General features: G+C 68.4%; 25 protein-coding genes, 1 pseudogene and 1 riboswitch. Of the genes and pseudogenes, 6 read left to right on the forward strand and 20 right to left on the reverse strand.

Annotation, left to right across the window (positions count from 1 at the left end):
• Window positions 1-60: 60 nt before the first annotated feature.
• Window positions 61-891, forward strand: a pseudogene (locus N4R40_RS09010) (family 1 glycosylhydrolase); the annotation flags it as partial.
• Window positions 892-1,023: 132 nt separating this feature from the next.
• Here N4R40_RS09010 and N4R40_RS09015 read toward each other — a convergent pair.
• The 5 genes from N4R40_RS09015 to N4R40_RS09035 all read right to left on the reverse strand — a co-directional run bounded on the left by N4R40_RS09015 (window position 1,024) and on the right by N4R40_RS09035 (window position 8,204).
• Window positions 1,024-2,028 (reverse strand): LacI family DNA-binding transcriptional regulator, encoded by a 1,005-nt coding sequence (locus N4R40_RS09015; RefSeq protein WP_261607031.1) that lies wholly within the window; start codon window positions 2,026-2,028, stop codon window positions 1,024-1,026.
• Between the two features lies 1 nt (window position 2,029).
• Complete coding sequence (locus N4R40_RS09020; protein ID WP_261607032.1) at window positions 2,030-5,041, reverse strand: glycoside hydrolase family 2 TIM barrel-domain containing protein; 3,012 nt, start codon at window positions 5,039-5,041, stop codon at window positions 2,030-2,032.
• A complete protein-coding gene (locus N4R40_RS09025) occupies window positions 5,038-5,850 on the reverse strand; it encodes a carbohydrate ABC transporter permease (protein ID WP_261607033.1) in 813 nt (270 codons plus the stop codon). Before N4R40_RS09025 ends, N4R40_RS09020 begins: the two co-directional genes overlap by 4 nt.
• Window positions 5,843-6,811 carry a carbohydrate ABC transporter permease gene (locus tag N4R40_RS09030; protein WP_261607034.1) on the reverse strand — a complete coding sequence of 323 codons (969 nt, stop codon included), beginning with the start codon at window positions 6,809-6,811 and terminating at the stop codon, window positions 5,843-5,845. The genes N4R40_RS09025 and N4R40_RS09030 overlap by 8 nt, the downstream gene beginning before the upstream one ends.
• Before the next feature lie 79 nt (window positions 6,812-6,890).
• Window positions 6,891-8,204, reverse strand: a complete 1,314-nt coding sequence (locus N4R40_RS09035; RefSeq protein ID WP_261607035.1) for an ABC transporter substrate-binding protein — start codon at window positions 8,202-8,204, stop codon at window positions 6,891-6,893.
• A 267-nt stretch (window positions 8,205-8,471) separates the two neighbouring features.
• On the opposite strand from N4R40_RS09035, the gene N4R40_RS09040 reads away from it, so the two are divergent.
• Both N4R40_RS09040 and N4R40_RS09045 read left to right on the forward strand, forming a co-directional pair.
• Window positions 8,472-9,110 carry a LysE family translocator gene (locus N4R40_RS09040; RefSeq protein ID WP_261607036.1) on the forward strand — a complete coding sequence of 213 codons (639 nt, stop codon included), beginning with the start codon at window positions 8,472-8,474 and terminating at the stop codon, window positions 9,108-9,110.
• 40 nt (window positions 9,111-9,150) lie between these two features.
• Window positions 9,151-10,017 (forward strand): Cof-type HAD-IIB family hydrolase, encoded by an 867-nt coding sequence (locus N4R40_RS09045; protein WP_261607037.1) that lies wholly within the window; start codon window positions 9,151-9,153, stop codon window positions 10,015-10,017.
• Window positions 10,018-10,032: 15 nt separating this feature from the next.
• On the opposite strand, the gene N4R40_RS09050 is transcribed toward N4R40_RS09045, so the two are convergent.
• From N4R40_RS09050 to N4R40_RS09075, 6 genes are all read right to left on the reverse strand, one after another.
• Window positions 10,033-10,863, reverse strand: a complete 831-nt coding sequence (locus N4R40_RS09050) for an SDR family oxidoreductase (protein ID WP_261607038.1) — start codon at window positions 10,861-10,863, stop codon at window positions 10,033-10,035.
• Window positions 10,860-11,642 (reverse strand): enoyl-CoA hydratase/isomerase family protein, encoded by a 783-nt coding sequence (locus N4R40_RS09055; protein ID WP_261607039.1) that lies wholly within the window; start codon window positions 11,640-11,642, stop codon window positions 10,860-10,862. The genes N4R40_RS09050 and N4R40_RS09055 overlap by 4 nt, the downstream gene beginning before the upstream one ends.
• Before the next feature lie 166 nt (window positions 11,643-11,808).
• Complete coding sequence (locus N4R40_RS09060) at window positions 11,809-12,570, reverse strand: SDR family NAD(P)-dependent oxidoreductase (protein WP_261607040.1); 762 nt, start codon at window positions 12,568-12,570, stop codon at window positions 11,809-11,811.
• A 164-nt stretch (window positions 12,571-12,734) separates the two neighbouring features.
• Complete coding sequence (locus N4R40_RS09065) at window positions 12,735-13,514, reverse strand: energy-coupling factor transporter transmembrane component T family protein (protein WP_261607041.1); 780 nt, start codon at window positions 13,512-13,514, stop codon at window positions 12,735-12,737.
• Entirely contained in the window at window positions 13,511-15,022 is a 1,512-nt protein-coding gene (locus N4R40_RS09070) for an ABC transporter ATP-binding protein (RefSeq protein WP_261607042.1), read from the reverse strand. The genes N4R40_RS09065 and N4R40_RS09070 overlap by 4 nt, the downstream gene beginning before the upstream one ends.
• A 1-nt stretch (window position 15,023) precedes the next feature.
• Window positions 15,024-15,647 carry an ECF transporter S component gene (locus N4R40_RS09075; RefSeq protein ID WP_261607043.1) on the reverse strand — a complete coding sequence of 208 codons (624 nt, stop codon included), beginning with the start codon at window positions 15,645-15,647 and terminating at the stop codon, window positions 15,024-15,026.
• A riboswitch (TPP riboswitch) is annotated at window positions 15,641-15,750 on the reverse strand. (Overlaps the previous gene by 7 nt.)
• Before the next feature lie 39 nt (window positions 15,751-15,789).
• On the opposite strand from N4R40_RS09075, the gene N4R40_RS09080 reads away from it, so the two are divergent.
• Window positions 15,790-17,211, forward strand: a complete 1,422-nt coding sequence (locus N4R40_RS09080; protein ID WP_261607123.1) for a D-alanyl-D-alanine carboxypeptidase family protein — start codon at window positions 15,790-15,792, stop codon at window positions 17,209-17,211.
• On the opposite strand, the gene N4R40_RS09085 is transcribed toward N4R40_RS09080, so the two are convergent.
• The 9 genes from N4R40_RS09085 to N4R40_RS09125 all read right to left on the reverse strand — a co-directional run bounded on the left by N4R40_RS09085 (window position 17,201) and on the right by N4R40_RS09125 (window position 24,881).
• Window positions 17,201-18,802: an SLC13 family permease gene (locus N4R40_RS09085; protein WP_261607044.1), complete on the reverse strand. Its 1,602-nt coding sequence runs from the start codon at window positions 18,800-18,802 to the stop codon at window positions 17,201-17,203. The genes N4R40_RS09080 and N4R40_RS09085 overlap by 11 nt on opposite strands.
• A gap of 23 nt (window positions 18,803-18,825) precedes the next feature.
• On the reverse strand, window positions 18,826-19,755 hold the full coding sequence (locus tag N4R40_RS09090; protein WP_261607045.1) for a DnaJ domain-containing protein: 930 nt from the start codon (window positions 19,753-19,755) through the stop codon (window positions 18,826-18,828).
• Window positions 19,755-20,831, reverse strand: coding sequence for an enoyl-CoA hydratase/isomerase family protein (locus N4R40_RS09095; RefSeq protein WP_261607046.1), 1,077 nt, complete (start codon window positions 20,829-20,831; stop codon window positions 19,755-19,757). The genes N4R40_RS09090 and N4R40_RS09095 overlap by 1 nt, the downstream gene beginning before the upstream one ends.
• Before the next feature lie 37 nt (window positions 20,832-20,868).
• On the reverse strand, window positions 20,869-21,321 hold the full coding sequence (locus N4R40_RS09100) for a hypothetical protein (RefSeq protein WP_261607047.1): 453 nt from the start codon (window positions 21,319-21,321) through the stop codon (window positions 20,869-20,871).
• A 59-nt stretch (window positions 21,322-21,380) separates the two neighbouring features.
• On the reverse strand, window positions 21,381-22,184 hold the full coding sequence (locus N4R40_RS09105) for a uroporphyrinogen-III synthase (RefSeq protein WP_261607048.1): 804 nt from the start codon (window positions 22,182-22,184) through the stop codon (window positions 21,381-21,383).
• A 169-nt stretch (window positions 22,185-22,353) separates the two neighbouring features.
• Window positions 22,354-22,626 (reverse strand): hypothetical protein, encoded by a 273-nt coding sequence (locus N4R40_RS09110; RefSeq protein ID WP_261607049.1) that lies wholly within the window; start codon window positions 22,624-22,626, stop codon window positions 22,354-22,356.
• Window positions 22,616-23,026: a phage holin family protein gene (locus N4R40_RS09115; RefSeq protein WP_261607050.1), complete on the reverse strand. Its 411-nt coding sequence runs from the start codon at window positions 23,024-23,026 to the stop codon at window positions 22,616-22,618. Before N4R40_RS09115 ends, N4R40_RS09110 begins: the two co-directional genes overlap by 11 nt.
• Window positions 23,026-23,409, reverse strand: a complete 384-nt coding sequence (locus N4R40_RS09120) for a hypothetical protein (protein ID WP_261607051.1) — start codon at window positions 23,407-23,409, stop codon at window positions 23,026-23,028. The genes N4R40_RS09115 and N4R40_RS09120 overlap by 1 nt, the downstream gene beginning before the upstream one ends.
• Before the next feature lie 89 nt (window positions 23,410-23,498).
• Entirely contained in the window at window positions 23,499-24,881 is a 1,383-nt protein-coding gene (locus tag N4R40_RS09125) for a protoporphyrinogen/coproporphyrinogen oxidase (protein ID WP_261607052.1), read from the reverse strand.
• Between the two features lie 63 nt (window positions 24,882-24,944).
• Here N4R40_RS09125 and N4R40_RS09130 point away from each other — a divergent pair, with 63 nt between their 5' ends.
• Complete coding sequence (locus N4R40_RS09130; protein WP_261607053.1) at window positions 24,945-25,217, forward strand: DUF1905 domain-containing protein; 273 nt, start codon at window positions 24,945-24,947, stop codon at window positions 25,215-25,217.
• Window positions 25,218-25,268: 51 nt separating this feature from the next.
• Window positions 25,269-25,838: an HhH-GPD-type base excision DNA repair protein gene (locus N4R40_RS09135; protein ID WP_261607054.1), complete on the forward strand. Its 570-nt coding sequence runs from the start codon at window positions 25,269-25,271 to the stop codon at window positions 25,836-25,838.

Here is a 25,838-nt window from a genome sequence, read left to right on the forward strand (position 1 = left end):
AAGGTGCTCAACAACAACGTCGTCATTTCGATCGACGACTCCGGTCGCGAACGCGTGCTGTCCGACCTTTACCAGGCCGTGCACCACGAGCTCGTCGCATCGGCGTCGGCCACCAAGATCGCCCGCGAACTGGCCCCGAACGCGCAGATCGGATGCATGGTGCTGTCCATGCCCGTCTACCCGCTCACCCCGAACCCGGACGACGTGTTCGCTTCACTCACCACCGAGCGCACGAACCTCGCCTTCGGTGATATCCACGTGCGCGGCGAGTATCCGGGCTACTACCTGCGGAGCCTGCGCGAGCAGGGTGTCGAACTCGTCATCAGCGACGAGGACAAAGCCCTCCTCAAGGAGAACACGGTCGACTTCGTCTCGTTCAGCTATTACTCCTCGATCTGCGAGACGGTCGACGAGTCGAAGCGCCAGATCGGTGAGGGAAACCTCTTCGGCGGCGTGAAGAACCCGACGCTCAAGGAATCGGAGTGGGGCTGGCAGATCGACCCCGTCGGCCTACGCATCGTGCTCAACCAGTTCTGGGACCGGTGGCAGAAGCCGCTGTTCATCGTGGAGAACGGCCTCGGCGCGAAGGACGTGCTCGTCGAGATCGACGGGGTGAAGACCGTCGTCGACGATTACCGCATCGCCTACCTGCAGGCCCACCTCGAGGCGGTCGGTGAAGCGATCGCGGACGGCGTCGATCTGATGGGCTACACGACGTGGGGCTGCATCGACGTCGTCAGCGCGTCGACCGCGCAGCTCAGCAAGCGGTACGGCTTCATCTACGTCGACCGCAACGACGACGGCACGGGCACGCTCGACCGCTTCAAGAAGCGCTCGTTCGACTGGTACGCCGACGTCATCCGCACCAACGGCGCGTCGCTGCAGGCCTGACCTGAAAATCGCGGGCGCATGGTGCCCGTTTTCCGGAAAGGACACCATGACTCCCGACTTCCAGCGCCGTGCCGTGTTCCTCGACGCCGACGGCATCCACCACGCCTTCGTGCGCAACGGACTGATCTGACCTCAGGCGGGGCGGTACCGGGCGGTCGAGTCCCGCACGATGAGACGCAGCGGCAGATTCACGTCCTCGGGTGCGCCGCCGTGGGTCATCGACAGCGCGATCCGCAGCGACTCGCGGCCGAGCCCGTCCCAGTCCTGCGCGACGGTCGTCAGCGGCGGCGCGTACATCGGCGCCTCGTCGACATCGTCGAAGCCGACCACCGAGACGTCCTCGGGAACCCGCAGTCCCGCCTCCGCAAGCGCGCGGTACGTACCCAACGCCATCTGGTCGTTGCCGACGAAGATCGCGGACGGGCGCTCGGTCTCCAGCATCCGCCGGGTGAGGGTGTAACCGGACTCAGCGCTCCAGTCCCCGTGGCCGTACGCCGTGATCCTCCGCCCGTCGGCCTCCAGCAAGCGGCGCCACGCCGCCGTGCGCGCGGCGCCGGAGAAGCTGTCGGCCGGTCCGGCGACGTGATGGATCGTCGGATGCCCGAGCTCGAGCAGGTGCTCGATCGCTTGCACGGCGCCGCCGTCCTGGTCGAAGCCGACCGACGACGACCCTCCGCCCTGCGGCGGACCGAGCACCACGAGGGGCACCGCAGTCGGGATCTCGAGGGTCGCATCGAGCCCGAACGGAGACGGGAAGACGACGATGACGGCGTCCACCGCCATCTCTCCGAGCCGTGTGAACGCGCTGCTCGCGGCACGGCCGGATGCCGCCGCCACGGGCATGATCGTCGTCCCATAGCCGTGGGCGGCGGCGCGCTCGGAGATCTCCTCGAGCGAGCGGTGGGTGCCTACCGAATGGAGCGAGTGGTAGACCACTCCCACCGACCGGTAGGCACCGCGCCGCATCGCCCGCGCCGCCGAATTAGGGCGGTACTCGAGGTCTTGCATGGCCGCGAGCACCCGCTCCCGCTTCGCGTCGGCCACGTGCGGTTCGCCGTTGGCGACGCGCGACACCGTCTGCAGCGAGACGCCCGCCATGCGGGCGACGTCTCGCATCGACGACGCGCGCTCGAGCACGTCAGATTCCCTGGAAGGAGAACCGGAACACAAGTTCACCCGAACGCGGCAGCCGATATTCCGGCAGCGTCCGCGCGCCCCACGAGTCGTCGCCACCGACGCCGCGCCGCATGAGCGCAGGGCGCAACACGGTGCGGTGGATCGGCGGGAGCTCGGTGTGGTGTTCGGCGTTCTCGATCTCGAACGGCGTCCACGGCAACGCCGAGAACTCCATCCCGCCCGCACTGTCGACACGGATGCCGGCGCCTCGGCGATCGGTGATCTCCGCCCAGCGGACACCCGTGCGGCTGCCCGCTTCCTGCGGCCGTAGGTACGGCGTGAGCTCGGTGCGCACATCGCGCTCATAGACGTCGAGTCGCGCGCCGCCGCGTCGGTCGATGTAGGACTCTTCCGGTCCCTCACCGTAAACGCGGAGACGATGGAAGTCGGCATCCACAGCCAGCAGCATCCCGAATTCGGGAAGGTCAGGCAACCCATCGACGAGCTGCAGCGTCTGCGTCACCTCGACACGACCCGCGCCGTCGACGCGATAGTCGACCTCGACGGCCGTCGCCGGCTGCGTCGGCAACTCGTACCGATACGACACGGTCACCGACTCGTCGTCCTGACGCACGCGCGTGGACGTCATCGAGTTCTGAACGCGCGCGTAGCGGCTGGCGAGCAGCCACTGGCCGTCCTCGAAAGGACCGCCCCAACCGCGCTCGTTGGCCGTCGGCGCGTGCCAGAAGTTCGGCTTCGGCATGGATGCCAGCAGCTCACGCCCGCCGTCGACACTCTGCCCGAAGCGATACGAGGCCATGCCGCCGTAGAGCGTCGAGAACAGCGTGGAGAACCCGTCGCCGCGCACACCGATGTTGTGAGTCCCGCGGATGAGCTCGGGCGCCGGAGCGCGCGTGATCACCGCGGGGGGACCGTCCACCGTCCACACCGTCTGCTCGCCGGCCACCCGGTGCCCCTCGGGGCCCCAGCTGGTCGCGGCCGGCAGGCGGAAAGTGACATCGACCGTGTACTCGCCGGGTCCATCCGGCGCACCGAACGGCAACGCGACCTCGCCGGTCGTCTGCGCGGCCACATCGGTTTCGATGACTTCTTCGCGCAGGACGACGCCCTCACGGGCCAACGTCACGACGCAGCGGTAGGCGCTCGTCGAGGTGGTCAGCAGGCGGTTGTCGACCTCGAACGAGGTCGCGCCGATCCGGATGCGCATCCCCTGGTAGAGGTACGCCACCTCTTGGAGCTTGGGCGTCGGCGAGTGATCGGCGAAGAAGATGCCGTTCCCGCAGAAGTCACCGTCATGCGGCGACTCACCGCAGTCTCCGCCGTAGCCGAGGAAGGTCTCGCCGTACCTGTCGGTGAGCTCGATCGCCTGGTCGGCGAAGTCCCAGATGAATCCGCCCTGGAAGAGCGGCTCCCGGTACGCGAGCTCGACGTACTCGTCGACGGCGCCGAACGAGTTCCCCATCGCGTGGGCGTACTCGCACAGGATGAACGGCTTGTCGCGGTTCTCGGCGAGATACGCCTCGACGTTCGCGGCGGTCGTGTACATCTGGCTCGTGATGTCGGTCGTTTCCGGATACCGCGGATCCCAGTGCACGCCTTCGTAGTGCACGGGCCGGTCATCGACCCCTCGGAACCAGTCGGCCACGTCACGGAGGTTCGTGCCACCGAACGACTCGTTGCCGAGCGACCAGATCACGATGCTCGGGTGGTTGCGATCACGGTGGAACATGCTCGCGGCGCGATCCTGCAGCGCGGGCAGCCATTCGGGCTTGTCGCCCGGAACCGACTCGTCCACGGGCCGGTCGAGTTCACGAATCCGGTCCCAGAGGCCATGGCTCTCGAGGTTCATCTCGTCGATGACCATCAGGCCGTACGTGTCGGCGAGTTCGTAGAACGCCGAGCTGTTCGGATAGTGGCTCGTGCGCACGGCGTTGACGCCGACCTGCTTCAGCGCCCGGAGATCGGCATCGGTCTGCTCGCGGCCGACGACCCGGCCGTTCAGGCCGAACTCGTGCCGATTGACACCGTTGAAGACGACGCGGACGCCATTCAGGGTCAGCACGCCGTTCTCGATCGCAAAGCGGCGGATGCCCACGCGTTGCGGGATGACCTCGACGACCGATCCCGCGGCATCCGTCACCTCGATCATGAGGTTGTAGAGCGCCGGGTCCTCCGGGCTCCACAGACGGGGTGCGTCAATCCGGATGCCGAAGACACCGTCTCCGCGATCTTCTAGGGATCCGACGCCCTCGAGTCGCACGCTCACCGAGCCATCGCCGGCGAGCTGGGTCGCGACGATGATCTCCGCTCCCGCGAAGTCGTCGTCGAGCACGGTCCGGACGTGGACGTCCTCGACGTGCGCAGCGGGGCGCCGGTAAAGGGTCACGTCGCGGAAGATGCCGGAGAACCGGTAGAAGTCCTGGTCCTCGATCCACGACGCGGCCGTCCACTTGAACACCTGCGCCGCCAGGCGGTTCTCGCCGTCCTGGAGGGCGTCCGTGAGGTCGAACTCCGACGGCGTGAAACTGTCGGTCGCGTACCCGATGTACCGCCCGTTGAGCCACAGGGCGATCGCACTCTCGACTCCATGGAAGGTGACGCTGAGCCGCTCCCCCACCTCCAGCGGCCGGTCGAGCGTGAAGGTCTTCACGTACGACGCGACCGGGTTGAAGCGCTCGGGCACCTCGCCGGGCTCGATCTGCTCGCGGCCATCCCAGGGGTACTGGACGTTGACGTACTGCGGGCGGTCGTAGCCGTGCAGCTGGATGTGCGCCGGGACGGGGATGTCATCCCACCCGGACACATCCGTGTCCACCGCTTCAAAGCCCGGAATCGTCGCTCCGGCATTGTTCGCGTAGTGGATCTTCCACCGGCCGTTCAAGGACTGCTCGTAGCCGCTTGCTCCGGCATCCGCTTCGCCCGCATCGCGGAACCAGCGGTGATCGGAGTGCGCGCCCAGGCGCCCTTCAGAGACGTATCGCGGATCCGCGATACGGGAGGCGTCGAATGTCACTTGATAGCCCCCGTGATGCCCTGCGCGAACTGACGCTGGAGGATGAAGAAGATCACCATCGTCGGCAGCGACGCCAGCAGCACGCCGAGCATGAGCACGCCGTAGTCGACGACGTAGCCGCCACCGAGGTTGGCGATGAGCATCGGCATCGTGAAGATGTCACCGCTGATGAGGATCACCTTCGGCCAGAGGAAGTTGTTCCACGCCATCATGAAGGTGATCACGGCCGCCGCGGCGAACGTCGCCTTCATCGTCGGAATGTAGATACGCGCGTAGATCGCGACCTCGCTCAGCCCATCGATGCGCGCAGCTTCGATGATCTCGTGCGGGAACGACCGCGACGACTGGCGGAACAGCATGATCAGGAACGGTGTCGAGATCGCCGGGATGATGACAGCCCAAATCGAGTTGATCATGCCGACCCGAGCGAACAGCTGGAACAGCGGGATCATCGTCGCGGCGAACGGGATCATCAGCGCCAGCAGCAGCACCGCCATCAGGCGGTCCTTGCCCTTGGAGTGGAAGACCTCGAAGCCGTAGCCGGCAAGCGAGCAGAGGATCAAGGCGAGGACCGTGGTGCCGATCGCGATGTAGAACGAGGTCGCCATCGCACCCCAGACATCCTGAGCGGCGAACAGCTTGCTGATGTTGTTCATCAGCTCGCCGCCCGGCAACATGCTCGAGCCCAAGACGGCGGCGCTCGTGTTGGTCGACGAGACGACCATGAAGTACAGCGGGAACAGGGAGAACAGTGCCCAGATCGACAGGAACAGGTACCCCGGGAGGCCGCGGAAGCGTCGCTTAGTCACGCTTGTCACCGACTTTCATCTGAATCAGGGCGAGGATCGCGACGAGGATCAAGATCACGTACGAGATCGCCGCGGCGTAGCCGAAGTTCGGGTTCTTCTGGAAGGAGACTTCGTAGAGATAGTGCGACATCGACATCGTGTGGTAAGCCGGACCACCGAGGGTCAGGGCCCACGACTCATCGAACAGTTGCAGCGTCCCGTTGGTCGACAGGATCGCGGTGAACACGATCATCGGCTTCAGCTGCGGCACGGTGACGTTCCAGAACACCTGCCAGGCGTTCGCGCCGTCCATGCGGGCGGCTTCGATGCTCGAGTAGTCGACGTTCTGGAGAGCGGCCAGGTAGAACACCATGTTGTAGCCGGTCCAGCGCCAGATGAGTCCGAGGATCAGCACGGCGCGAGCAGTGTCGACCTGACCGAGCCAGTTGACCGGATCCTGGAGCACGCCGATGCCGGTGAGCATGTCGTTGACGAAACCGTCCGTCGCGAACAGCGTCCGGAACACCAGCGAGTACGACACGAGCGAGACGGCGACGGGAAGGAAGATCGCCGTGCGCCAGAATGCTTTGAACTTCAGCTTCGGGTTGTTCAGCAGGTTCGCGAGGACCATCGCCAGGATCAGCATGATCGGCACCTGGATGATCAGGTACAGGAACGTGTTGAACATCGTGAGCTTGAAGATCTCATCGCTCAGCATGCGTTCGAAGTTGTACCAGAGCGGGTCAGCCCAATCGAGCCGGCTGCCTCGACCTGTCTGCAATGACAGGAAGAACGCCTGGATCATCGGGATGAAGCTCACCACGAAGATCATCAGGGAGGCGGGGAGGAGGAACACCCAGCCGGTGAGGTTCCGGCGCCTCGAGCCGGTGAGCCACGGCTTCTTCGAGCCGATGTAATTGTCTAGCGGTGGCGCTTCTTTCTTGCGCGCGGACCGCGACAGAGCGGTCGTATCAGTAGGCACCGTCGATCTCGCTTTCGTCTATGGGTGGGCAATGCCAGTGTGGCCGGGGAGGGTGAACCCTCCCCGGCCACGAGGGGCATTACTGCATTGCGAACTCGACGTTGGCCTGAGCCTCGGCCAGAGCGGCGTCACGGTCGCCGCCGCCGATGATCTTCGTCATCGCTGCGCTGACCGCGTCGCGGCCCTCGTAGTAGTAGGCGCCCGTGTTGTTGCTGGGAACCTCGGCACCGAACGCGACGACCTCCTGGAAGATCGGCTGTCCGCCGAAGAACTCGACCGGCTCCGCGTAGACGGGGCTGTCACCGGCGGGGATCCAGTTGGCGACCGCACCGGCCACGGGGAGGATCGTGTCGTACAGCTCGGTCGAACCGGCGAACGTCTCGGCGAGGAACTTCTCGGCGAGCTCGGTGTTGCCGGTCGAGCTGAGCGCCCACGACGATCCACCGTTGGCGGAGTAGTTCGTCGCACCGTCGATGCCGTCGAGCTTGGGCAGATTGGTGATGGCCCACTTGCCGGACTGGTCAGCCGCCGTCTGGATCGAACCGACGATCCAGATGCCGTTGACCGTGCCACCGACAGCGCCGTTGACCAGCGTGCCGATGTACTCGTCCCAGGAGTTGACCTCGAGGAGAACGCCCGACTCGACCAGCTCGGTGTACATGTCGACCGCAGCGTTCAGCGCATCGTTGTCGACGATCGTCGGGTTGCCTTCGTCGTCGAACAGGCTGGCGCCGGCCGACTGCAGCATCATGACGGGGAGGTCGGCGGAGCCGGCCTGACCCGACAGCAGCGGCTGACCGGTCTTGGCAAAGACGTCCTTGCCAATCGTGAGGTATTCGTCCCACGTGATGTCGGTGAAGTCATCGACCGTGTAGCCGGCCTGCTCGAGGACGTCGGTGCGGAGTGCGGTGACGGCGGTACCCGAGTCGAACGGCACACCGAAGTTCTCACCATCGATCGTGGAGTAGTCCACCACCGAGGTCGGGAACTCGGAGAAGTCGACCGCATCCGTCGTGAACGGGCTGAAGAGGTCCGGGTAGTTCAGGACGTTCTTCTGGTACGCGTTGTTCTGCATGAGGAAGATGTCGGGCAGCTCGTCGAACGCCTGCGACTGCGCGATCGTGGTGAGCTTGGTCTGCAGGTCATCCCACGTGACCTCGACGATGTCGAGCTCGAAGTCGGGGTTCTCCGCCTGGTAGACCTTCTCGGCCTCTTCCATCGCGTAGATGTTGAACGCCGGGTCCCAGGCCCAGACGGTCAGCTTGTTGTCGCCGCCGGCGTCGCCGCCACCGTCACCGGCATCGCCGGTTCCTCCGCTGCAGGCAGCGAGCGTCAACGCGAGGGGCAGGCCCAGCGCGAGCGTCATGGCTGTGCGCTTGGTGGATCGTTGCATCGATCGAATCCTTCCGTGATTCTCTTGGTTGTCGAGTTCCCCCGACGGTTCGCCCCCGGGCGAGGGCACCGCTGTACGGAGGGAAGTGCGGCTTCGAGAATCACGGATGCTGCTGTGCATCCAAAGGCTCCTCGTCGAGCACGTCTCCGCTTGTTATCGGTAACACGGTAGCACTGGGAACGTCACCATGACAGTGTTTGCGCGGAATTGTTACCTTTCCCGATTTTCCCGCGTCTTTCCGCGGGAATCCGTCGTTACGCTGGGCCCGTGGTCCCTCTCGACAACCTTTTGGCCTTCATCGCTGCCGCGATCGTGCTCATCATGATCCCTGGACCCGCGGTGCTGTTCTCGGTCGGCCGGACGCTCACCCTCGGTCGCCGGGGCGGATTGCTCAGCGTCGCCGGGGTCACCCTCGCGCTCATCCCGATCGTCGCGCTGGTCGCGGCCGGGGTCGGCGCGATCATCGCACAGTCGCTCGCACTGTTCACCGTGCTGAAGATCGCCGGGGCGCTGTACCTCATGTACTTGGGCGTTCAGGCGATCCGTCACCGGCGCGATGCCGCCGCCGACGTCACCTCGACCGCACTGCCGGCATCCCCCGCCCGTCAGCTCTGGCAGGGATTCGTCGTCGGGATCACCAATCCGAAGACGCTCGCCTTCTTCGTCGCGGTGCTCCCGCAGTTCGTCGATCTGCAGACGGGCTCGGTCTCGCTGCAGATGCTCGAACTCGGCCTCGTCTTCGCGATGATCGCTTTGGTGTCCGATTCGATCTGGGTGTTCATGGCCGCCGGCGCTCGGGCGTGGTTCGCCCGGTCACCGCGTCGCATCGAGACACTGACCGCAACGGGCGGCGGCATGATGATCGGACTCGGTGCGATCCTGCTCGTGACCGGCCCCGAGCACTGACCCGGAGCATCCGTTCATCTAGGCGCGAGAGAATGGGGCAGTGACCTCATCGACTCCCGCCTCCCGTACCGTGTTCATCGACGTCGACGGGACGATCCTCGAACACGGGTCCGTCATCGCCCCCTCGACCGTGACCGCGATCCGCACAGCGCGTACGAACGGGCACCTCGTGTACCTCTGCACCGGACGGTCGGCCGGCGATCTCCACCCCTCGGTACGCGCGATCGGTTTCGACGGCGCGATCACGAACGGTGGGGCTTTCGCGACGCGCGGGGACGACCTCGTTGTATCGCACCACATGCCGCGAGAGGACGTCGACCGGATGGTCGGCTACTTCGAGGAGCACGGCATCCACTACTTCTTGCAGACGAACGAGGCCGTGTACGCGAGCGAAGGTGTCGGTGCGTTCGCGGATGAGTTCTTCCAGCAGCGGCGCGACCGCCACGATGAGGACCTCCGCCGCCTGGGCCTCGACGTCGACGAAGACCCGTTGCCGGCGCTGAGCTACCGTCCGATCGAGGGCCTCGACTTCGATGCCGTGGTCAAAAGCACGTTCATCAGCATGAAGTCCGACACGCTCGCCCACGTCGAGACGGAACTCGGCGAGCGCTTCCACGTGATCCCGGGGTCGATTCCGCTGCCCGGCGGATCCAACGGCGAGGTCGCCGTGCGCGGCGTCAACAAGGGCTCGGCGATCCTCGAGGTGCTCGAGCTGCTCGACCGGGGCGTCGAGGGGACCGTCGGCATCGGCGACAGCTGGAACGACGTCGAGATGTTCGAGGTCGTCGAGACCGCGGTCGCGATGGGCAACGCCGACCCCGAGCTTCAGGCGCGGGCGGATCACGTCACGACCGATGTGCTCGACGACGGCGTCTGGAACGCTTTCGTCGCCCTCGGCCTCGTCTGACCGTCCTGTCGTCGTTTAGAGGAAGATGTCGGGGAACAGCGCGCTGTCGGGTGTGCCCGGCACCGCGGCGTACCCGGAGAAGTCGGTGACCCCGGCGGCGCGCAGCACGTCCTCGACGATCAGCGTCTGTCCCGTGTACTCGCGCGCCGGCTGCAGCATGACCGCATAGGCCGCATCGGCGTAGACGTCGGGCGTACGGCTGACCTTCATCATCCGGTCGCCGCCGAGCGCGAACTGCACGGCGGCGGTCGCGATCGTCGTCTCGGGCCAGAGCGTATTGGCCGCGACTCCGTCTTTCGCGAACTCCGCCGCGAGGCCGAGCGTCGCCATCGTCATCCCGAACTTGGCCATCGAGTACGCCGTGTGGGCGCCCAGCCAGCGCGGCGTCGTGTTCAGCGGCGGCGAGAGCGACAGGATGTGCGGGTTCTCGGCATCCTTGAGGATCGGCAGCGCCGCGCGGCTGAGCATGAAGGTTCCCCGCACATTGACGTCCTGCATGAGGTCGTACTTCTTCGCGGCGAGGTCGAGCGAGCCGGAGAGGTCGATCACCGACGCGTTGTTGACGACGATGTCGATGCCGCCGAACTCGCCCTGCGTCTTCAGGACCGCCTCGGTGATGTCGTCGTCATTGCGGACATCGCCGACGATCGGAAGCGCCTGCCCGCCCGCGGCGCGGATCTGCTCGGCGGCCGAGTGCACGGTGCCCTCGAGTTTCGGATGCGGGGTGTCGGTCTTGGCCATCAACGCGATATTGGCGCCATCGCGCGCGGCGCGCAGCGCGATCGCGAGCCCGATCCCCCGACTACCACCGGACATCAGGATCGTCTTGCCGGCGAGGGTGCTCATGCGGTCTCCTTGGGTGCGGTCTTGGCGGATGCGGCCGCGAACCCCGCGACGCGGGCCCGCGACTCGGGGGTGTCGAAGGCGGCGCCGATCGAGCGGGCCTCGTCGCCGAGATTGTCGGCGAAGGAACGGCGGGCTCCCGCGCGGATCAGGCGCTTGGCCTGGCCGAACGCGGCCGTCGCGTGGGTGATCCAGAACGCGGCGATCTCCGCGCCGCGGGCGGCTGGATCGTCGGCCACCTCGGCGATCAGACCCCAGTCGAGAGCGGTCGCGGCGTCGATCGTCTCGTCCTGGAGGAGGAGGCGGAGCGCCCGCGTCTGCCCGATCGCCGCCGGCAGCAGCGTCGAGACACCGAGGTCCGGAGTGAGGCCGATGTTGGCGTACCTGCTGACGAACTTCGCGCGCGGCGCGGCCACGATGTAGTCGGCCGTCAGCATCAGACCGAGTCCACCGCCCGCCACCGCTCCGTGGACGACGGCGACGAGGGGCTTGTCCGATTCCACGAACGTGCGGATCCCGTCGTGGATGCGGTGCGCCGCGGCGGTCACGTCTGCCCCGACCGCGCCGCTCGTCGCCATCTCGACGACGTCACCGCCGGCGCAGAAGGCCGGTCCGGCGGCGTCGAGGATCACGGCGCCGACGGTCTCGTCGGACGTGATCTCGTGGGCGAGATCACGCCAGCGGCCACCCATCTCGAACCCCATGGCATTGAGGCTCGCGGGTCGGTTGAACGTCAGACGCGCGAGCGCACCCTCACGCGTGTAGATGATCGAGTCGGTCATGCCGCTGTCTCCTTGTCGAGCTGTTCCCGGTCCGTATTCAGTCCGGCCGATGTGGGTTGCCCGTGCCGGTGGCGGATTCGCGCGGCCACGGCCGGGGCGCCCCCGCACGCAGACTGAATACGGAACGCGGAGGTAGGGGTGAAAGTGGAGGTGACAGCGACGACGGTCACTTCGGCGCCATCCGGATGGCGCCGTCGAGACGGATCGTCTCGCCGTTGAGATAGCCGTTGTCGACGATGTGCATCACGAGCGCCGCGTATTCGTCCGGGCGGCCGAGCCGGGCGGGGTAGGGAACCTGTTCGCCGAGGCTCGTCTGAGCGGCTTCGGGAAGACCCGCGAGCATCGGCGTCTCCATGATCCCGGGCGCGACAGTGCAGACACGGATGCCGTATCGAGCCAACTCCCGCGCAATCGGCAGCGTCATCGCGTGTACGCCGCCCTTGCTCGCCGCGTAGGCGGGCTGGCCGATCTGACCGTCGAAGGCCGCGACGGATGCTGTGTTCACGATCACGCCGCGGTCTCCGCCGTCGGTGGGTTCGGTCTGCGCCATCGCCGCCGAGGCCTGAGCGATGACGTTGTAGCTGCCGATGAGGTTGACGCGAACGATCTTCTCGAAATGGGCGAGATCGGTCGGCGCGCCGTCGCGGTCCAGCACCTTGGCGGGCGGGGCGATTCCCGCGCAATTCACGACGACGCGAAGGGGTCCCTGCGCGACCGCGACAGCGACGGCAGCGGCGACCTGAGCGGGATCAGTGACATCGGCCGGGGCGAACGTCCCGCCGAGTTCCTCCCCGCGATCGGCTCCGGCTGAGGAGGGGAGATCGATGATGACGACGTGCGCTCCGCGCGCAGCCAACTGTCGCGCAGTGGCGAGGCCCAGTCCGCTCGCGCCACCCGTGACCAGGGCGGATGCTCCAGCGATCTCCATGTGTGCTCTCCTTCGAACTCGCCGCTCAGCCTACGCGATGACATCGCGTATCAGTATCCTCGGTACTGAGTCCCGGCCTCATCGCCGCATACGGCGTCGACCCGGATCACGAACGCCTCACCTACGACCGCGACCTCTGGAACGCGACCTGACCGGCCGCGGGATCACGCCGGGCCGAAGATGGGGTTGAACGTCCCGACGGCGATTGAGACAGCCACGGCGACCGTGGAGATCGCGAGTCCGGCGATCATGAGCAGCCCGTCTCCGGCGTGCAACCGCGACGGGCGCGCCCACGTGCGCGGACTCGGGGCGCCGAAGGCGCGGGCCTCCATCGCTGTGGCGAGCGCCGATCCGCGCCGGATCGCCAGCACGAACAACGCGAAGGCCATACCGAGGGAACGCCGGATGCGACCGGTGTCGGCGACGCCGCGCGCGCGGCGCGCGAGTGCGAGCGCGCGCCAATCCTCCACGAGGAGACCGAGCATCCGCATCCCGGCGAGCGCGCCCAGAACGAACCGTGCCGGCAGCCGAACGATCTGCGCCAGCCCGTCGGCGAGGTCCGTGGGATCGACCGTCACGAACAGGACGACGGCGGGCAGCCCGATCGCCAACACCCGGAGGAACGCCGCGAGTGCGAGGGCGAGCGAACCCTCACTGACGCGGATGAACAGCCACTCGAACATCACCGCGCCACTCGTCGCACCGTACAACGCGATCGTGACCGCCGTCGCGGGCGCACCGATCCACAGCGGAAGCGTGCGCACCCAGAAGCGTCGCCACCCCAGGCCCGCCATCAGCAGCAGCGGGAGTTCGAGGAGCAGAGCCACGCCGGCCGAGACGGCATCGACCGTCACGACGAGGGGAAGAGCGATCAGCAGGGATGCCGCGAGCTTCGCGACCGGGTTGAGACCGGCCACCACACCGTGCCCGTCACGAGGACTCATCGCGCGGGCTCCAGCGAGAATCGCCGGGCCGACAGGGCATCGAGAACCGCCTCGTCGTGGGTGATCGCGGCGATCCCGAGGGGGCCGCGCTCGTCGACGCCGTCGCGCAGATCGGCGATGATCGCGACGAGCTCGCGCCACGTGCGGGCATCTTGTCCGAACGTCGGCTCATCGAGCACGACGACCCGCGGCCGGGTCGCAAGAGTCGCCGCCACGGTGAGCCGCCGCTTCTCGCCGCCGGAGAGTGTGTAGGGGTTCGCCGCCGCGACCGCCGTCAACCGCAACCGCTCGAGCAGCTCGTCGGTGCGCGCGGTGATCTCCGACTCGGGAAGACCGAGGCGGCGCGGCCCGACCTCGAGCTCACCGCGGACGGTCGTTGCCAGCAGTTGGTGCTCGGGCTCTTGGAACACCGTCCCGATCCGCGTCAGCAGCGCGGTCGACGTCCACGCGAGCGGATCGTCCGCGCGGGCACCGCGACGCACGACCGCTCCCCCGGCGAGCGACCCGCTCGCGCGTACCGCCCCTCCCACCGCGGGGAGAAGCCCGGCGAGCGTGAGACCCAACGTCGACTTGCCGGCGCCGTTCGCGCCGACGATCCCGAGCACTTCACCCGCGCGCACCTCGACATCGATCGGTCCGGCGACCGCGACGCCACGCGCGCGTCCGACGCGGAGCCGCTCCCCCGCAACCAGAACCTCACCCGGCGAGTGCGCGGGCAGCGACGGCGCCACGGGGCGGATGCCGGGAACCCAGACTCCCGCGGCCGCGAGCTCGACGCCCCGTGCTGCGAGGACGGCATCCGGCGTGCCGTCGGCGAGCACTCCGCCCTCCGCTCCGAGCACGATCACCCTGTCGACAAGCGGCAACCAGGCGTCGATCCGGTGCTCGATCACGATGAGCGTCGCGCCGGTGGCATCCAGCACGCGCCGCACGGCATCCACGACGTCGGCGACCCCGCGCGGATCGAGGTTGGCGGTCGGCTCATCCAGCAGAACGGCGCCGGGGCGCATCGCCACGATGCCGGCGAGCGCGAGCCGCTGCTTCTGCCCACCGGACAGCGCGGCCGTCGATCGCCCCTGGGGGACGTCGAGTCCGACGGCGGCGAGCGCGGCACCCACGCGGGGCCAGATCTCGGCGCGCGGGACGCCCAGGTTCTCGCAGCCGAAGGCGACGTCGTCACCCACCCGCGCGAGGATCGTCTGGCTGTCCGGGTCCTGGAGCACCAGCCCCGTGCGCCCGCGCGCGGCGGCCGCCGGTGATCCGTCGATGAGGATCTCGCCGGTGGCATCGCCCTCGTCGGCGCCCCCGAGGACACCGGCGACACCCTGCAGGAGCGTGGACTTCCCCGCGCCCGACGCCCCGAGCAGCAGCACCCGCTCGCCCGGCTCGATTCGGAGGGTCACGTCGCGCGCGGCCCAGGCGTGGCGGGTCGCGTAGCGCCACCCCCAGCCGCGTGCCTCGATCAGGGCGGGGCGAGAAGACCCCGCCCCGCGAGAAGCCTCCGCCACGCTAGACGCGCACGCCCGCTTCGCGTCCGGCGGCGAAACGCGAGAGCGCACCCGTTCGCGCGACGGCGCGGGTGATGAGCCACGCACCGAGGCCGGCGATGACGGCGCCCGAGATCGTGGTCGAGGTGATGTAGACGACGGTGAAAAGCGTGTCGGTGCCGGGGTACCAGAGGATGCGGTCGTTGATGCCGCAGGCAAGACCCGCCCCGGCACCGGCGAGCATCGCGACCGGAAGACGCCACACGCCGTAGAGGAAGATCAGGAACACGATCTCCGCGCCGAGGCCCTGGACGAGACCCGACACGATCGTGAGGGGACCACCCCACTGGTTGCCGACGAGTGCGGAGATGACCGCGGCGACCGTCTCGGTGTAGATCGCGGCGCCAGGCTTGCGGATGATGAGACCGCCGAGCACGCCGGCGATCAGCCACGGCCCGGCAAGCAAACCCTGGATTCCCGGCAGAAGCGGCTTCAGCACCGACGAGGGTCCTTCATAGCCGACGTTCCAGAGCAGGAAGACGGCGGCGCAGGCGACGGCGATCACACTGGCGACGACGATGTCGACAACGCGCCAACGGAAGCGGCCAGAAGTCGAAACGGGGGATGGGGACGTGACAGTGTGCATTTTCTGCTCCTCCCTGCGCCGGCATGATCCGGATCAGGTTCGACGGTCGAAGCGTGGATCGCTTCCTCTCAGCCCGGCTCACCGGACTCCCGTGGTTGTGAAAACGATCATAGCGAGAACCGGGTAGTTTGAGCGGGTGACCATGGAAGACGCGCCCCCGTCATCGCGGCGTGCGCTCCGTGAGCAGCAGACGGGTCCCGTTGCGATGTCGCGGAAGAACGGTTCCCGCGTCGCGCTGGGGTGGGTCGACGAGGATGCCGTCGGCATCCGCTTCGCGCCCGACAACCTCCAGGACACCACTCACCCGTACCGCTGGGCGGCGCCCGATCTACTGGCGACGCGACCGCGCCGGTCGCCTTTCCGCGCCGGCGTCATCGTTCCGATCCTCGCGGTGTTCGCGATGGCCGGCGCCTACGCCGGCGCGACCCTCCTCTGGCCCCTGTACGCGGTGCCGCCCGCGGTGACCGCTGCGACGGTCGACGACATCGCCGCCCCCGTGTCCACGGTCGCGTGGCCCGAGGCCGGATCGGCGGCCGTCGCGGTGCGAGGAATCGATTCTGTCCCGGCATCCACGACCGACGTCGCACCGATGGCGAGCATCACCAAGCTCGTGACGGTGCTGATGGCACTCGAGGAAGCGCCCTTCGCTCTCGGTGAAGACGGTGCGACCTTCTCGTTCACGCGCAGCGACCGCGCGGCGTACTGGGACTATCTCGCGAACGACGAGTCGGCCCTCGATGTCCCCGTGGGAGGCACACTCACCGCGTACCAGCTGATGCAGGGAATCCTCATCGGCTCGGCGGGAAACTATGCCGACCGGCTCGCCAGCACGTACTGGCCGACGGATGCCGTCTTCGCGCGGGCAGCCACGAAGTGGCTGAGCGATCGCGGGCTGGCCGGAATCACCGTGGTCGACCCGACGGGGATCGACGAGGCGAACACCGCGACCCCCGCGAGTCTCGTCGCGCTGGCCGCCACGGCGCTCGCGAACCCCGTCGTCGCTGAGATCGTCCGCACGGAGAGCGTGACCCTGCCCGGTGCGGGCGAGGTCGTCAACACGAACGACCTCCTGGTCGACCCCGGCGTGATCGGGCTGAAGACCGGCAGCCTGTTCGGCGCCTACAACCTGCTCGCGGCGAAGGTCACGACGGCCGGTGACGAGACGATCCGTGTCACGGCGAGCGTTCTCGGCCAGCCGAGCGACGCTCTCCGTGACAGCGAGACCACACGACTCCTCGATCAGGTGATCGCCGAGATCTCCCAGCCGCAGGTCCTACCGGCGGGCACGGTCGCCGGGATCGTCACGACCCGGTGGGGCTCACGCGTCGAGATCGTGACGGATGCCGATGCCTCCGCGATCCTGTGGAACGCCGCGGCGGCGACCACGACGATCGACCTCGACCTCGCCGATGCGCGCGAGGCGGATGCCGCGGCCGGAAGCATCACGCTGACGGGTCCGCTCAGCACGCAGACGGTCGGCCTGCACCTGACCGCCGACGTCCCCGAACCGGATGCGTGGTGGCGCCTGACCCACCCGCTGGAACTCTGGGGCCTTACGGGGTGAACGGCCAGATCAGCGGCACGTAGACCACCGCAACCGCGAGGAAGACGAGCATGAGCGGCAGACCGAGCTTCCAGTAGTCGCCGAATCGGTAGCCCCCCGGCTGCAGCACCATGAGATTCACCGGGGTGGCGATGGGGGTCATGAAGGCCGCGGCACCGGCGACCGTGAGCGCCATCATGAACGGCTGCACGCTGACCTGCATCGCCTGCGAGATCGCGACGGCGATCGGGGTCACCACGAGCACCGTCGCGACGTTCGAGATGAACTGGCCGAGCACCATGGTGAGCACACCCAACACCAGCAGCGCGAGATGGGGTGACGTGCTGCCGATGATCCCGAGCACGATGTCCGCGACGATCGCTGCCGCACCGGTTGAGATGAACGCCGCCGACAGGGGCACCATCCCGGCGATGAGGATCACGGTCGTCCACGAGATCGAGCGATACGTCTGCGGAATCGACAGCACGCCGGTCAGCACGATCGCTCCGGCGGCGAGGAGACCCGCGACAACCGGCGGCACGAGGCCGGTCGCCAAGAGGATCACCATGACCGCGAGGATCACGAGAGCACGCCGCGCGCCGCGCCCGAGCGGGACGGTGCGCTGCAACGCGTGCGGAGGCGTGACCGCGATGACATCCGGCGACTGCGTGTAGCGCGTGAGGGCTGCCCACGGGCCCTGGACGAGAACCGCATCGCCCGCTTGCAGTTCGAGCGAGCCGGCGACGCCGGTGCCGCGCGACGCGTTGGGGCCGTCGTCTTCGCCGCGGCGGACAGCGAGGATGACGAGGTTCTCGTTGCGCGTCGTCATTCCGGCGCACGCGACCCGCCCGATGAGAGAGGACCGCGGGGCCACGAGGACTTCCGCCACTCCCTCACGCACGTTGAAGAGCACACCGGTGTCGAGGTCGACGTCGTAGCTCCGCCGCAGCACCTCCGCATGCTCGCTGGGGTCGGGCACGCCGTCACCGAGGTTCTCCGCGACCCGATCGGGCAGGAGCCGGTTGCCGGCGAACGTCACGATGAGCACCGTCAAGAGCACGAGCGGGATGCCGACGAGCGCGAACTCGAAGAACCCGAACTCGCGTCCGCCCGCCGCCGCGGCCGCCTCCGACACGACGATGTTGACGGGCGTGCCGGTCAGCGTCAGCAGCGACCCCGCGCTCGCGGCGAAAGCGAGCGGGATCAGCATTTTCGACGGCACGATCCCCGCTCGCAACGCGACGACCACGACGACCGGAAGCAGCGCCGCGACAGCGCCGTTGATCGAGATGAAGGCGGCGATGACGGCGGCCATGAGCCCGATGATCATCGTCAACCGTGAGCGGCCGCGCCCGGCCCGGGTGATCACCTGGTTCCCGATCCACGCGGTGACGCCGGTGGCATCCAAGGCTTCACTCACGACGAACAAGGACGCGATGAACAGCACCGTGGGGTCGCCGAAGCCGGCCAACGCCGCCGGCAACGTCAGGACTCCGGTCGCCCAGAGCGCCAGCGCGACACCGATCGACACGACAGCGAGGGGGATCTTCCCGCTGACGAAACCGACGATCGCGAGCGCCAGGATCAGGAAAGCCCAGGATGCCGGTTCCATGGCTTCACCCTAGCCACCCCCGCTCAGACGAAGCGGATGGTCTGCTGCAGACGCGTACGCACGTCGAACAGCTCGTTGCCGCCGATGTCGCGAGCCCCCGAGAGTCCGCGACGCAGCACCGTCGACAAGGCCGATCGCGCAACGACGGCGACCGGCAGACCCCGCACCTTTCCGAGTTCCTCGATCGCCAGGATCACATCATCATCGGGCAAGACGACGATGACCCCACCGAACTTCACGCGGGCCGCGCGCGCGAGTGCACGGGCGCGCGCGACAAGCTGCGCGACCGGTGCCCCGACGACACCCTCCCCGATGAGCTCACCCCGCCGCGTCCGCACCGGCCCGCCGAAGTCCTCCGACAGCAGCGCGTACAGCCCACTCGGTCCGAGGACGACATGGTCGAGTTTCGCTTCGGGATCGTGCGGGTCGGCGGCGACATCATGCCAGACGGTGAAACCCATCCCGAGGTCCCCGACGATGCGCGCCGTCGCCTCTTCGGCGAGCGCGTCGGCCAGCATCCGCCGCAGTTCGCGCGGGGCGGTGCGCACGAGCGCCGGATCGTACGCATCCTCCAGAGCGACTCCACGGCCGACCCACTCGCGCATGAGCGTGAGATACCGCTCGCGCCGCCAACCGCCGGGCTGACCGAACGAGCGCGCGCGGGGGCGCGTGTCGACGGGCCGTCCGGGCGGACGCCACGTCGCCGATTCGGGCGCGAACGAGACCGGTTCGGCAGAGAATCCGTGGCCCCGGTCGTAGACGGCGCGGGCGTCGGCCGTCCCGACGAGGTCCCACGCGCGCTGCACCTGGACGAAGAGGGCCGCGTCTCCGCCGGTGTCGGGATGCGTCTGCCGCAAACGCAGTCGATAGGCGCGGCGAAGATCGTCATCGCTCGCGTCTGGGGCCACGGCGAGCACCTCGTATGCCGAGGCGGAAAGAGGGCTGTCGAACATCAGGACCAGAGCGCGGTCTCGGGTTCGAACGCCAGCGCGCGCGCACCCAGATCGGCGGGCAGGTCGGCGAGGGTCGCCGGCTGCCACCGGGGCGAGCGATCCTTGTCGACGAGCTGGGCACGAATCCCCTCGGGCAGGTCCGGCTGCGTCAGGGCGAACCACAGCACGAGTCCATACTCCTGCTCGAGCGCGGCCCGCAGACTCGGAAGCGTCCGCGCGGAGCGCACCGCATCCAGCGTCACGGTCAGAGCCGTGGGCGAGAGACCCTCCAGCAGGTCAGCCGTCGTGGCGGCGTCCGCCTCGGGCCGCGCGCGCAGGCGCTCGAGGATCTCGGGCACGGTGTCCGCGGAGAACGCCGCATCGATCCACGGACGGGCTGCTTCGAGGGCGGATGCCGGTGCCGTCTCGTCGAAGAGCAGGACCAGCTCGGTCGGGGTCTCGGGGTCCGCCCGCGTGACGAACGCGTCGCGCAGATCGTCCAGGTGCTCCGAACGCACAAGGTGATCGGCGAAGCCGGCATAGATCGTGTCGGCGGCATCCATCGTCCCGCCCGTCAGCGCCAGGTACTCGCCCACCCGACCCGGCGCGCGCCCGAGCAGCCAGCTTCCCCCGACGTCCGGCGTGAACCCGATGCGGGTCTCGGGCATCGCGAGCTTCGAGCGCTCGGTGACGACGCGCACGGCCGCATGGCCGGCCAGGCCGATGCCCCCACCCATCGTGATGCCGTCCGCGTACGCGACGATCGGCTTCGGATACTCCGCGATGCGCGCGTTCAACGCGTACTCCGCACGGAAGAAGCCACCCGTCAGGTCGGCACGGCCGGAGACGATCTGCTCGTACAGACCCCGCACGTCACCGCCGGCGCACAGACCCCGCTCGCCCGCACCGTCCACCAGGACGAGAGCGATGTCGACGTCGTGCTCCCAGCCATCCAGTGCCGCCGCGATCGCGTGGATCATTCCGAGGTCGAGCGCGTTGATCGCACGCGGGCGATCCAGGGTGATCCGCCCGACGCTCCCCTCGCGGTGGAGGCGGACGGTCGACGGGTCCTCAGGGACGGATGCCGGTTCACTCACTCCGGCAACGTTACCCGCGCCCACCGGGCGCGCGGCGTCACGCGAGCGCGGGACGCGGGCGCGGAGCGGGTGCGTGCGTGCCGCCGATGACGGGGAGCGACGAGGTCACGATCTCGGTGACCTCCTGCGGATGGTCATCGGTTTCCAGCCGCAGCGCCTGCACGAGCGCGAGGCCGTTGCGGGTCGTCAGCACGATGCGCTCGAACTCCGGGTCAGCCTCGAGGTCGATCACGACGGCGGGATGCCGACGGCGCACGACGACGAAATCGGACCCGCCCGCGCTCTTCCACGTGCCCATCGCGAGCACACCGCGCACGAACGTGCCCGGGCTCGGCACGCCGCGGAGCCACGTCCACGCGTCGTCGACGAGTTGCACCTTCTGGATGTGGCTGCGGTCGATGCGCAGATCGCTCTTGCGCCTCGAGAGAGCACGCTCGGCGGACGACAGCACGATATCGAGCTGCGTCGAGTCCAGCAGCAGGGTCACCATGGGATCAGTCTGCCAGCGTCGCCCGCTGCGAACACTCCCCCACCGGCAACAATCCGGTCTCAGACGGCGAACTCGTCCGACGCGTGCGGAAGCGGGAAGGTCGAGACCGCCGCGATGAGTCCGTCGACCGTCTGTTCCCGCGCGACGGCGGTGACGCCGAGACCGGCGCGACGGGCATCCTTCGCGGTGCGCGGACCGATCGCGGCGACGACCGTGCTGTCCGGAATGGCGGGAAACTGCAGACGGACCTGCTCGGCGACGGACCCGCTCGTCACGAGGATCGCGTTGATGCGACCGGTGGCGACATCGTGCGCGATGCGCTCGGTCACGGGCACCCCGACCGTCCGGTAGGCGACGACGCTGCGCACGTCGTGCCCGGCGTGCGAGAGTTCGCGCGTCAACACGGGCTTCGCAACCTCGCTGCGAAGAGTGAGGATGCGGCGCGGTTCCGGCTCGAGTGCGATCATCTGCGCGGCCATACCGGCCGCCGAGTTGTCCTCGTCAGGTACGAGGTCCACGCGGTATCCGACGGCCGACAGCGCCGTAGCGGTCGTCTCACCGACGGCGGCGACACGGGTCGAGGCCGGAATCACCGCGCGATAGGCGTACAACACATCCACCGTGGTCGCGCTCGTGAGCGTGACCCAGTCGAACGCACCGGCGGCGAGATCTGCCAGCGCCGTCTCGAGAGTTTCCTGGTCGGTCGACGGAGCGAAGTTGATGAGCGGCGCGATGACCGGAGTAGCCCCCTGGCCGCGGAGCGTCGCCGCGACCGAGTCGCCCCACGGACCGCCGCGAGGCACGAGGACGCGCCAGCCCTTGAGGGGCTTGACGGCCGCTGCGGCCCGCGCGTCAGAATTCATGCTCGACTCTCGTGGTGCTCAGGTCGGAACACACGCAGCCGCGCGTCCCGACCGTGTCGGGTCCCAGATGCTGCGCATCGGGTCGGCAAAGCCGGCAGAGTGCGCACCGTTGCCACTGCCTCGCACAAGAGCATACCCGCGCGGCGCCGGCCACGCGCCTGTGATCGGGTCAGCGGGTGTAGAGACGTACGATGCCCCAGACGATGAAGCCGACAGCGGCGGCGACACCGGCGACGGCGGCGGTTGCCGCCGTCGGATTCTGATTCGTGAAACGGCGCGCCTCGGCCACCCGGCGATCGGCAACGACGGAAAGCCGCTTGGGCACGTTGGCCTTCACTTCGATCGCGGCAAGCGTGGCTTTCAGCTCGGCGCGTGCGAGTTCGACGGGGTCGGTGATCCCCAACGCGACCGCGGTCCTCGGGATGGACAGCTCAGAACTCATCGGCCACTTCCTTCACAATGCGTGCGTCGACCTTCAATGCCTGCGCGGGATTCTGCGAGCGGGACAGCTTCTTGATCCGCATCAGACCCATCAGCGCGAACACCGTGGCGCCGAGCAGCCCGACGATCAGGACGATCAGGCTGGCGAGCCAGGCCGGCATCCACGACGACAGCCCGATGATGGCGAACGCCGCCAGTGCGGGCAACGACCAGAACAGGAAGAACAGGGCGACGAGGAACCATACGCCCCCCATCCCGACGTCCTTGCCGGTGTTCTTCACCCACGCCTTCGCCGAGTCGACCTCGGCGACCACGAGATTGCGCACCAGCTCGGGCACCTCGCCGATCAGAGTCAACAGGCTCTGATCCGCGCGATCGCGGAAGCCGCGGGGACTGGCCATCAGCGGTCCGCGGACTTCTTGAGATCGCTGACCGCCTTGTCGGCCGCCTTCTTGACCTCGTCGGCGGTGACCTCGGCACCCCGGGCGACGTCATCGGCCGAGGCCTTCCCCGCCTTGAGTGCGCTGTCGAGCTTCTGCCCGGGTGTGCCGGAGCGCGTGGCGGCTTTGGTCACCTTCACGGCGCCATCCCACACGGCGCTCGGCAGTGCCAGAGCGGCCGTCTTGCCGAGATCCTTCGCCTTGGACACCTGCTTCTGCACGGGATCGGTGTTCCAGACCTTCAGGAATTCGGCCTTGATCTGGTCGTAGCGCTCACGTCCGGCGCGCGACCCGAGCACGTAGCCCGCGGCGAGCCCGACGACGATACCGATTTTGCCCCTCATGGGGTCTCCTCACGCTGGTGGCGGTGTGGTGATGGGTCTTTAGCGTAACGCTGCATGCCGATTCGGGCATCCTCTTGCGCCGGGCCCCGTTACGGGGTATCGAGGGCCGGTTCCTGACCCCAGAGCAGGCCGTGTCGCACTCGCTCGGCGGTGCGCACGGCATCGCCGATCTCGTCGGCCACGTCCCCTCCGGCGACCCACCCGCCGACAATGTACAGACCCTCGTGCGCGTGGAGCATTGCCCGTGTCGCCTCACGTCGCGCGGGGTCGGCGACCCGGCGACCCGTGCCTGCGGCGACCCGACGTGACCGGGCGACACCCCTGATGCGGCTCGACGTGGGCGAGGCGCCGACGAGGTCGGTGACGGATGCCGCAGCCACCGCGGCAATCGCCGCGTCGTCGCGGTCGGAGGCAGCGAGCACGACCCGAACCACCCGGCGCGCCGGCCCCGCCTGGGGTGAGCGGGCGGTCACGTCGGTCGCCGAGTACACCTCGGAGCCGCGGGGGAACACCAGGACATCCGACCCTCCCTGGGCGGCATCCGTCGCGTCGACCACGAGGGTGACGACGTCGACCTCGTCGACGGCGGTGAACGCACGCGTCTCACCCACCACGGGCTCGAGCAATCGACCGGCGTCTGCGGCATCGGTCGCGATGATGACGGCATCCGCGTGGATGTCGGCGTCATCCATCGCGACGCGCCATCCCTCATCCCGCGCGGTGATCCCCGTCACCTCCTGGCCGGTGCGAACCTCGACGCCGAGGTCTCGCAGATGGGTGTCGAGCGCCGCGAGGAGCGGACCGAAGCCGGCGGGAAGCGCCCGCCGCGCGGGCTCGGGGCTCGCCTGAAGCTGCGCGACGGCACCCGTCAGTGACCCCGTCCGGGTGAGCGCCGTGCTGATGCCCGGGAGGACGGCATCCGCATCGAGATCATCCGGCGCGGTCTCCCAGCGCGCAGCGGTGAGCGGCGCGACGAGGCGATCGGCCACGCGGTCTCCCAGGCGTCCGCGCACGAGCGCACCGAGGCTCGACTCGCGGCCGATCGTCAACGGCGGGCGAAGACGGTCGAGATAGGCCCGCCACGTGCCGGACCATCCGATGACGCGTCGCACCTCCGGCGCCCAGGGGTTCACCGGGATCCCGAGCTGCCCGTCCCCGGGCAGCGGTCCACCGCCGGCGAGCGCGTTCCGGTCGCCGGGGACCAGGACGGTGGCGTCGCACCCGAGGAGGTGCAACACGGCATCGACATCAGGGTCACCCAGGGAGAGGTCGGCGTGGGCGCCGTCGAGGGTGAGTCCATCGATCTCGACCGGAGCCAGCGACCCACCCGGGCGGTCCGCGGCATCCACCACGGTGACGGTCAGACCCACTCGTGCACACTCCCACGCCGCGACGAGACCCGCGACGCCCGCACCGATCACGACGACGCGGCGCTCGCGCACGTGCGCGACAAAACTCTCAGAACCGGGCATCCCGCCATCTTCCCATCCACCATCCGGAAGACGGGTGAGAGGAGCACCGATTACGCTGTCGCCATGGGCGCAGACGAGCTGAGCTTTCGGACGACGATCGGTGTCGAGGTCAAAGGCGCCGTGTGGAGCTGCGTGGAGATCCCCGGATCGGCGGAGTTCTTCGGCACGGGAAAGACGGTCAGAGTCGACGCCGCGGTCGACGATGTCCGGCTGGAGAACGTCGGCGCTATGGTGACCGGAACCGGAGGGCACATGGTGTCTCTCAGCGCCAAGGTCCGCGCCGCGCTCGGAAAAGACATCGGCGACACCGTCGAGGTGACCGTCACGAAGCGGTAGTCGCGCGGTTGCCGCTCATCGGCCTGGTGATCCTCCTGCGAGACTGAGTGCATGAGCCTGCACATCACCGGCGATGCTGCCGCCGACGCCCTGTTGACCGAGAACCCCCTGGCGCTCCTTGTGGGCATGCTGCTGGACCAGCAGATCGCGATGGAGACGGCGTTCAGCGGACCGCTGAAGATCCAGGAACGCACCGGAGCGATGGATGCCGCGACCCTCGCCGGCGCCGATCCGGACGCGTTCGTCGAGGTGTTCCGGCAGACTCCGGCCGTGCACCGGTACCCGGGATCGATGGCCGGGCGCGTGCAGGCACTCTGCCAAGCGCTTCTGGATGATTGGGATGGCGACGCCGCAGCCCTCTGGACCCGCGGCTCACCCGACGGGGCGGCGGTCCTGAAGCGGCTGAAGGCCCTGCCCGGGTTCGGTGAGCAGAAGGCGAAGATCTTCCTCGCCCTGCTGGGCAAGCAGTACGGGTTCACCGGCGATGGGTGGCGCGCGGCGGCGGGCGCGTACGGCGACGAAGGCTCGTACCGCTCGGTCGCCGACATCGTCTCGCCCGAGTCGCTCACGCTCGTGCGCGAGTACAAGCGCGCGGCGAAGGCCGCCGCGAAGGGCGCCTGA

It is taken from the genome of Microbacterium memoriense (assembly GCF_025398275.1).
GTDB classification, from domain to species: domain Bacteria; phylum Actinomycetota; class Actinomycetes; order Actinomycetales; family Microbacteriaceae; genus Microbacterium; species Microbacterium memoriense.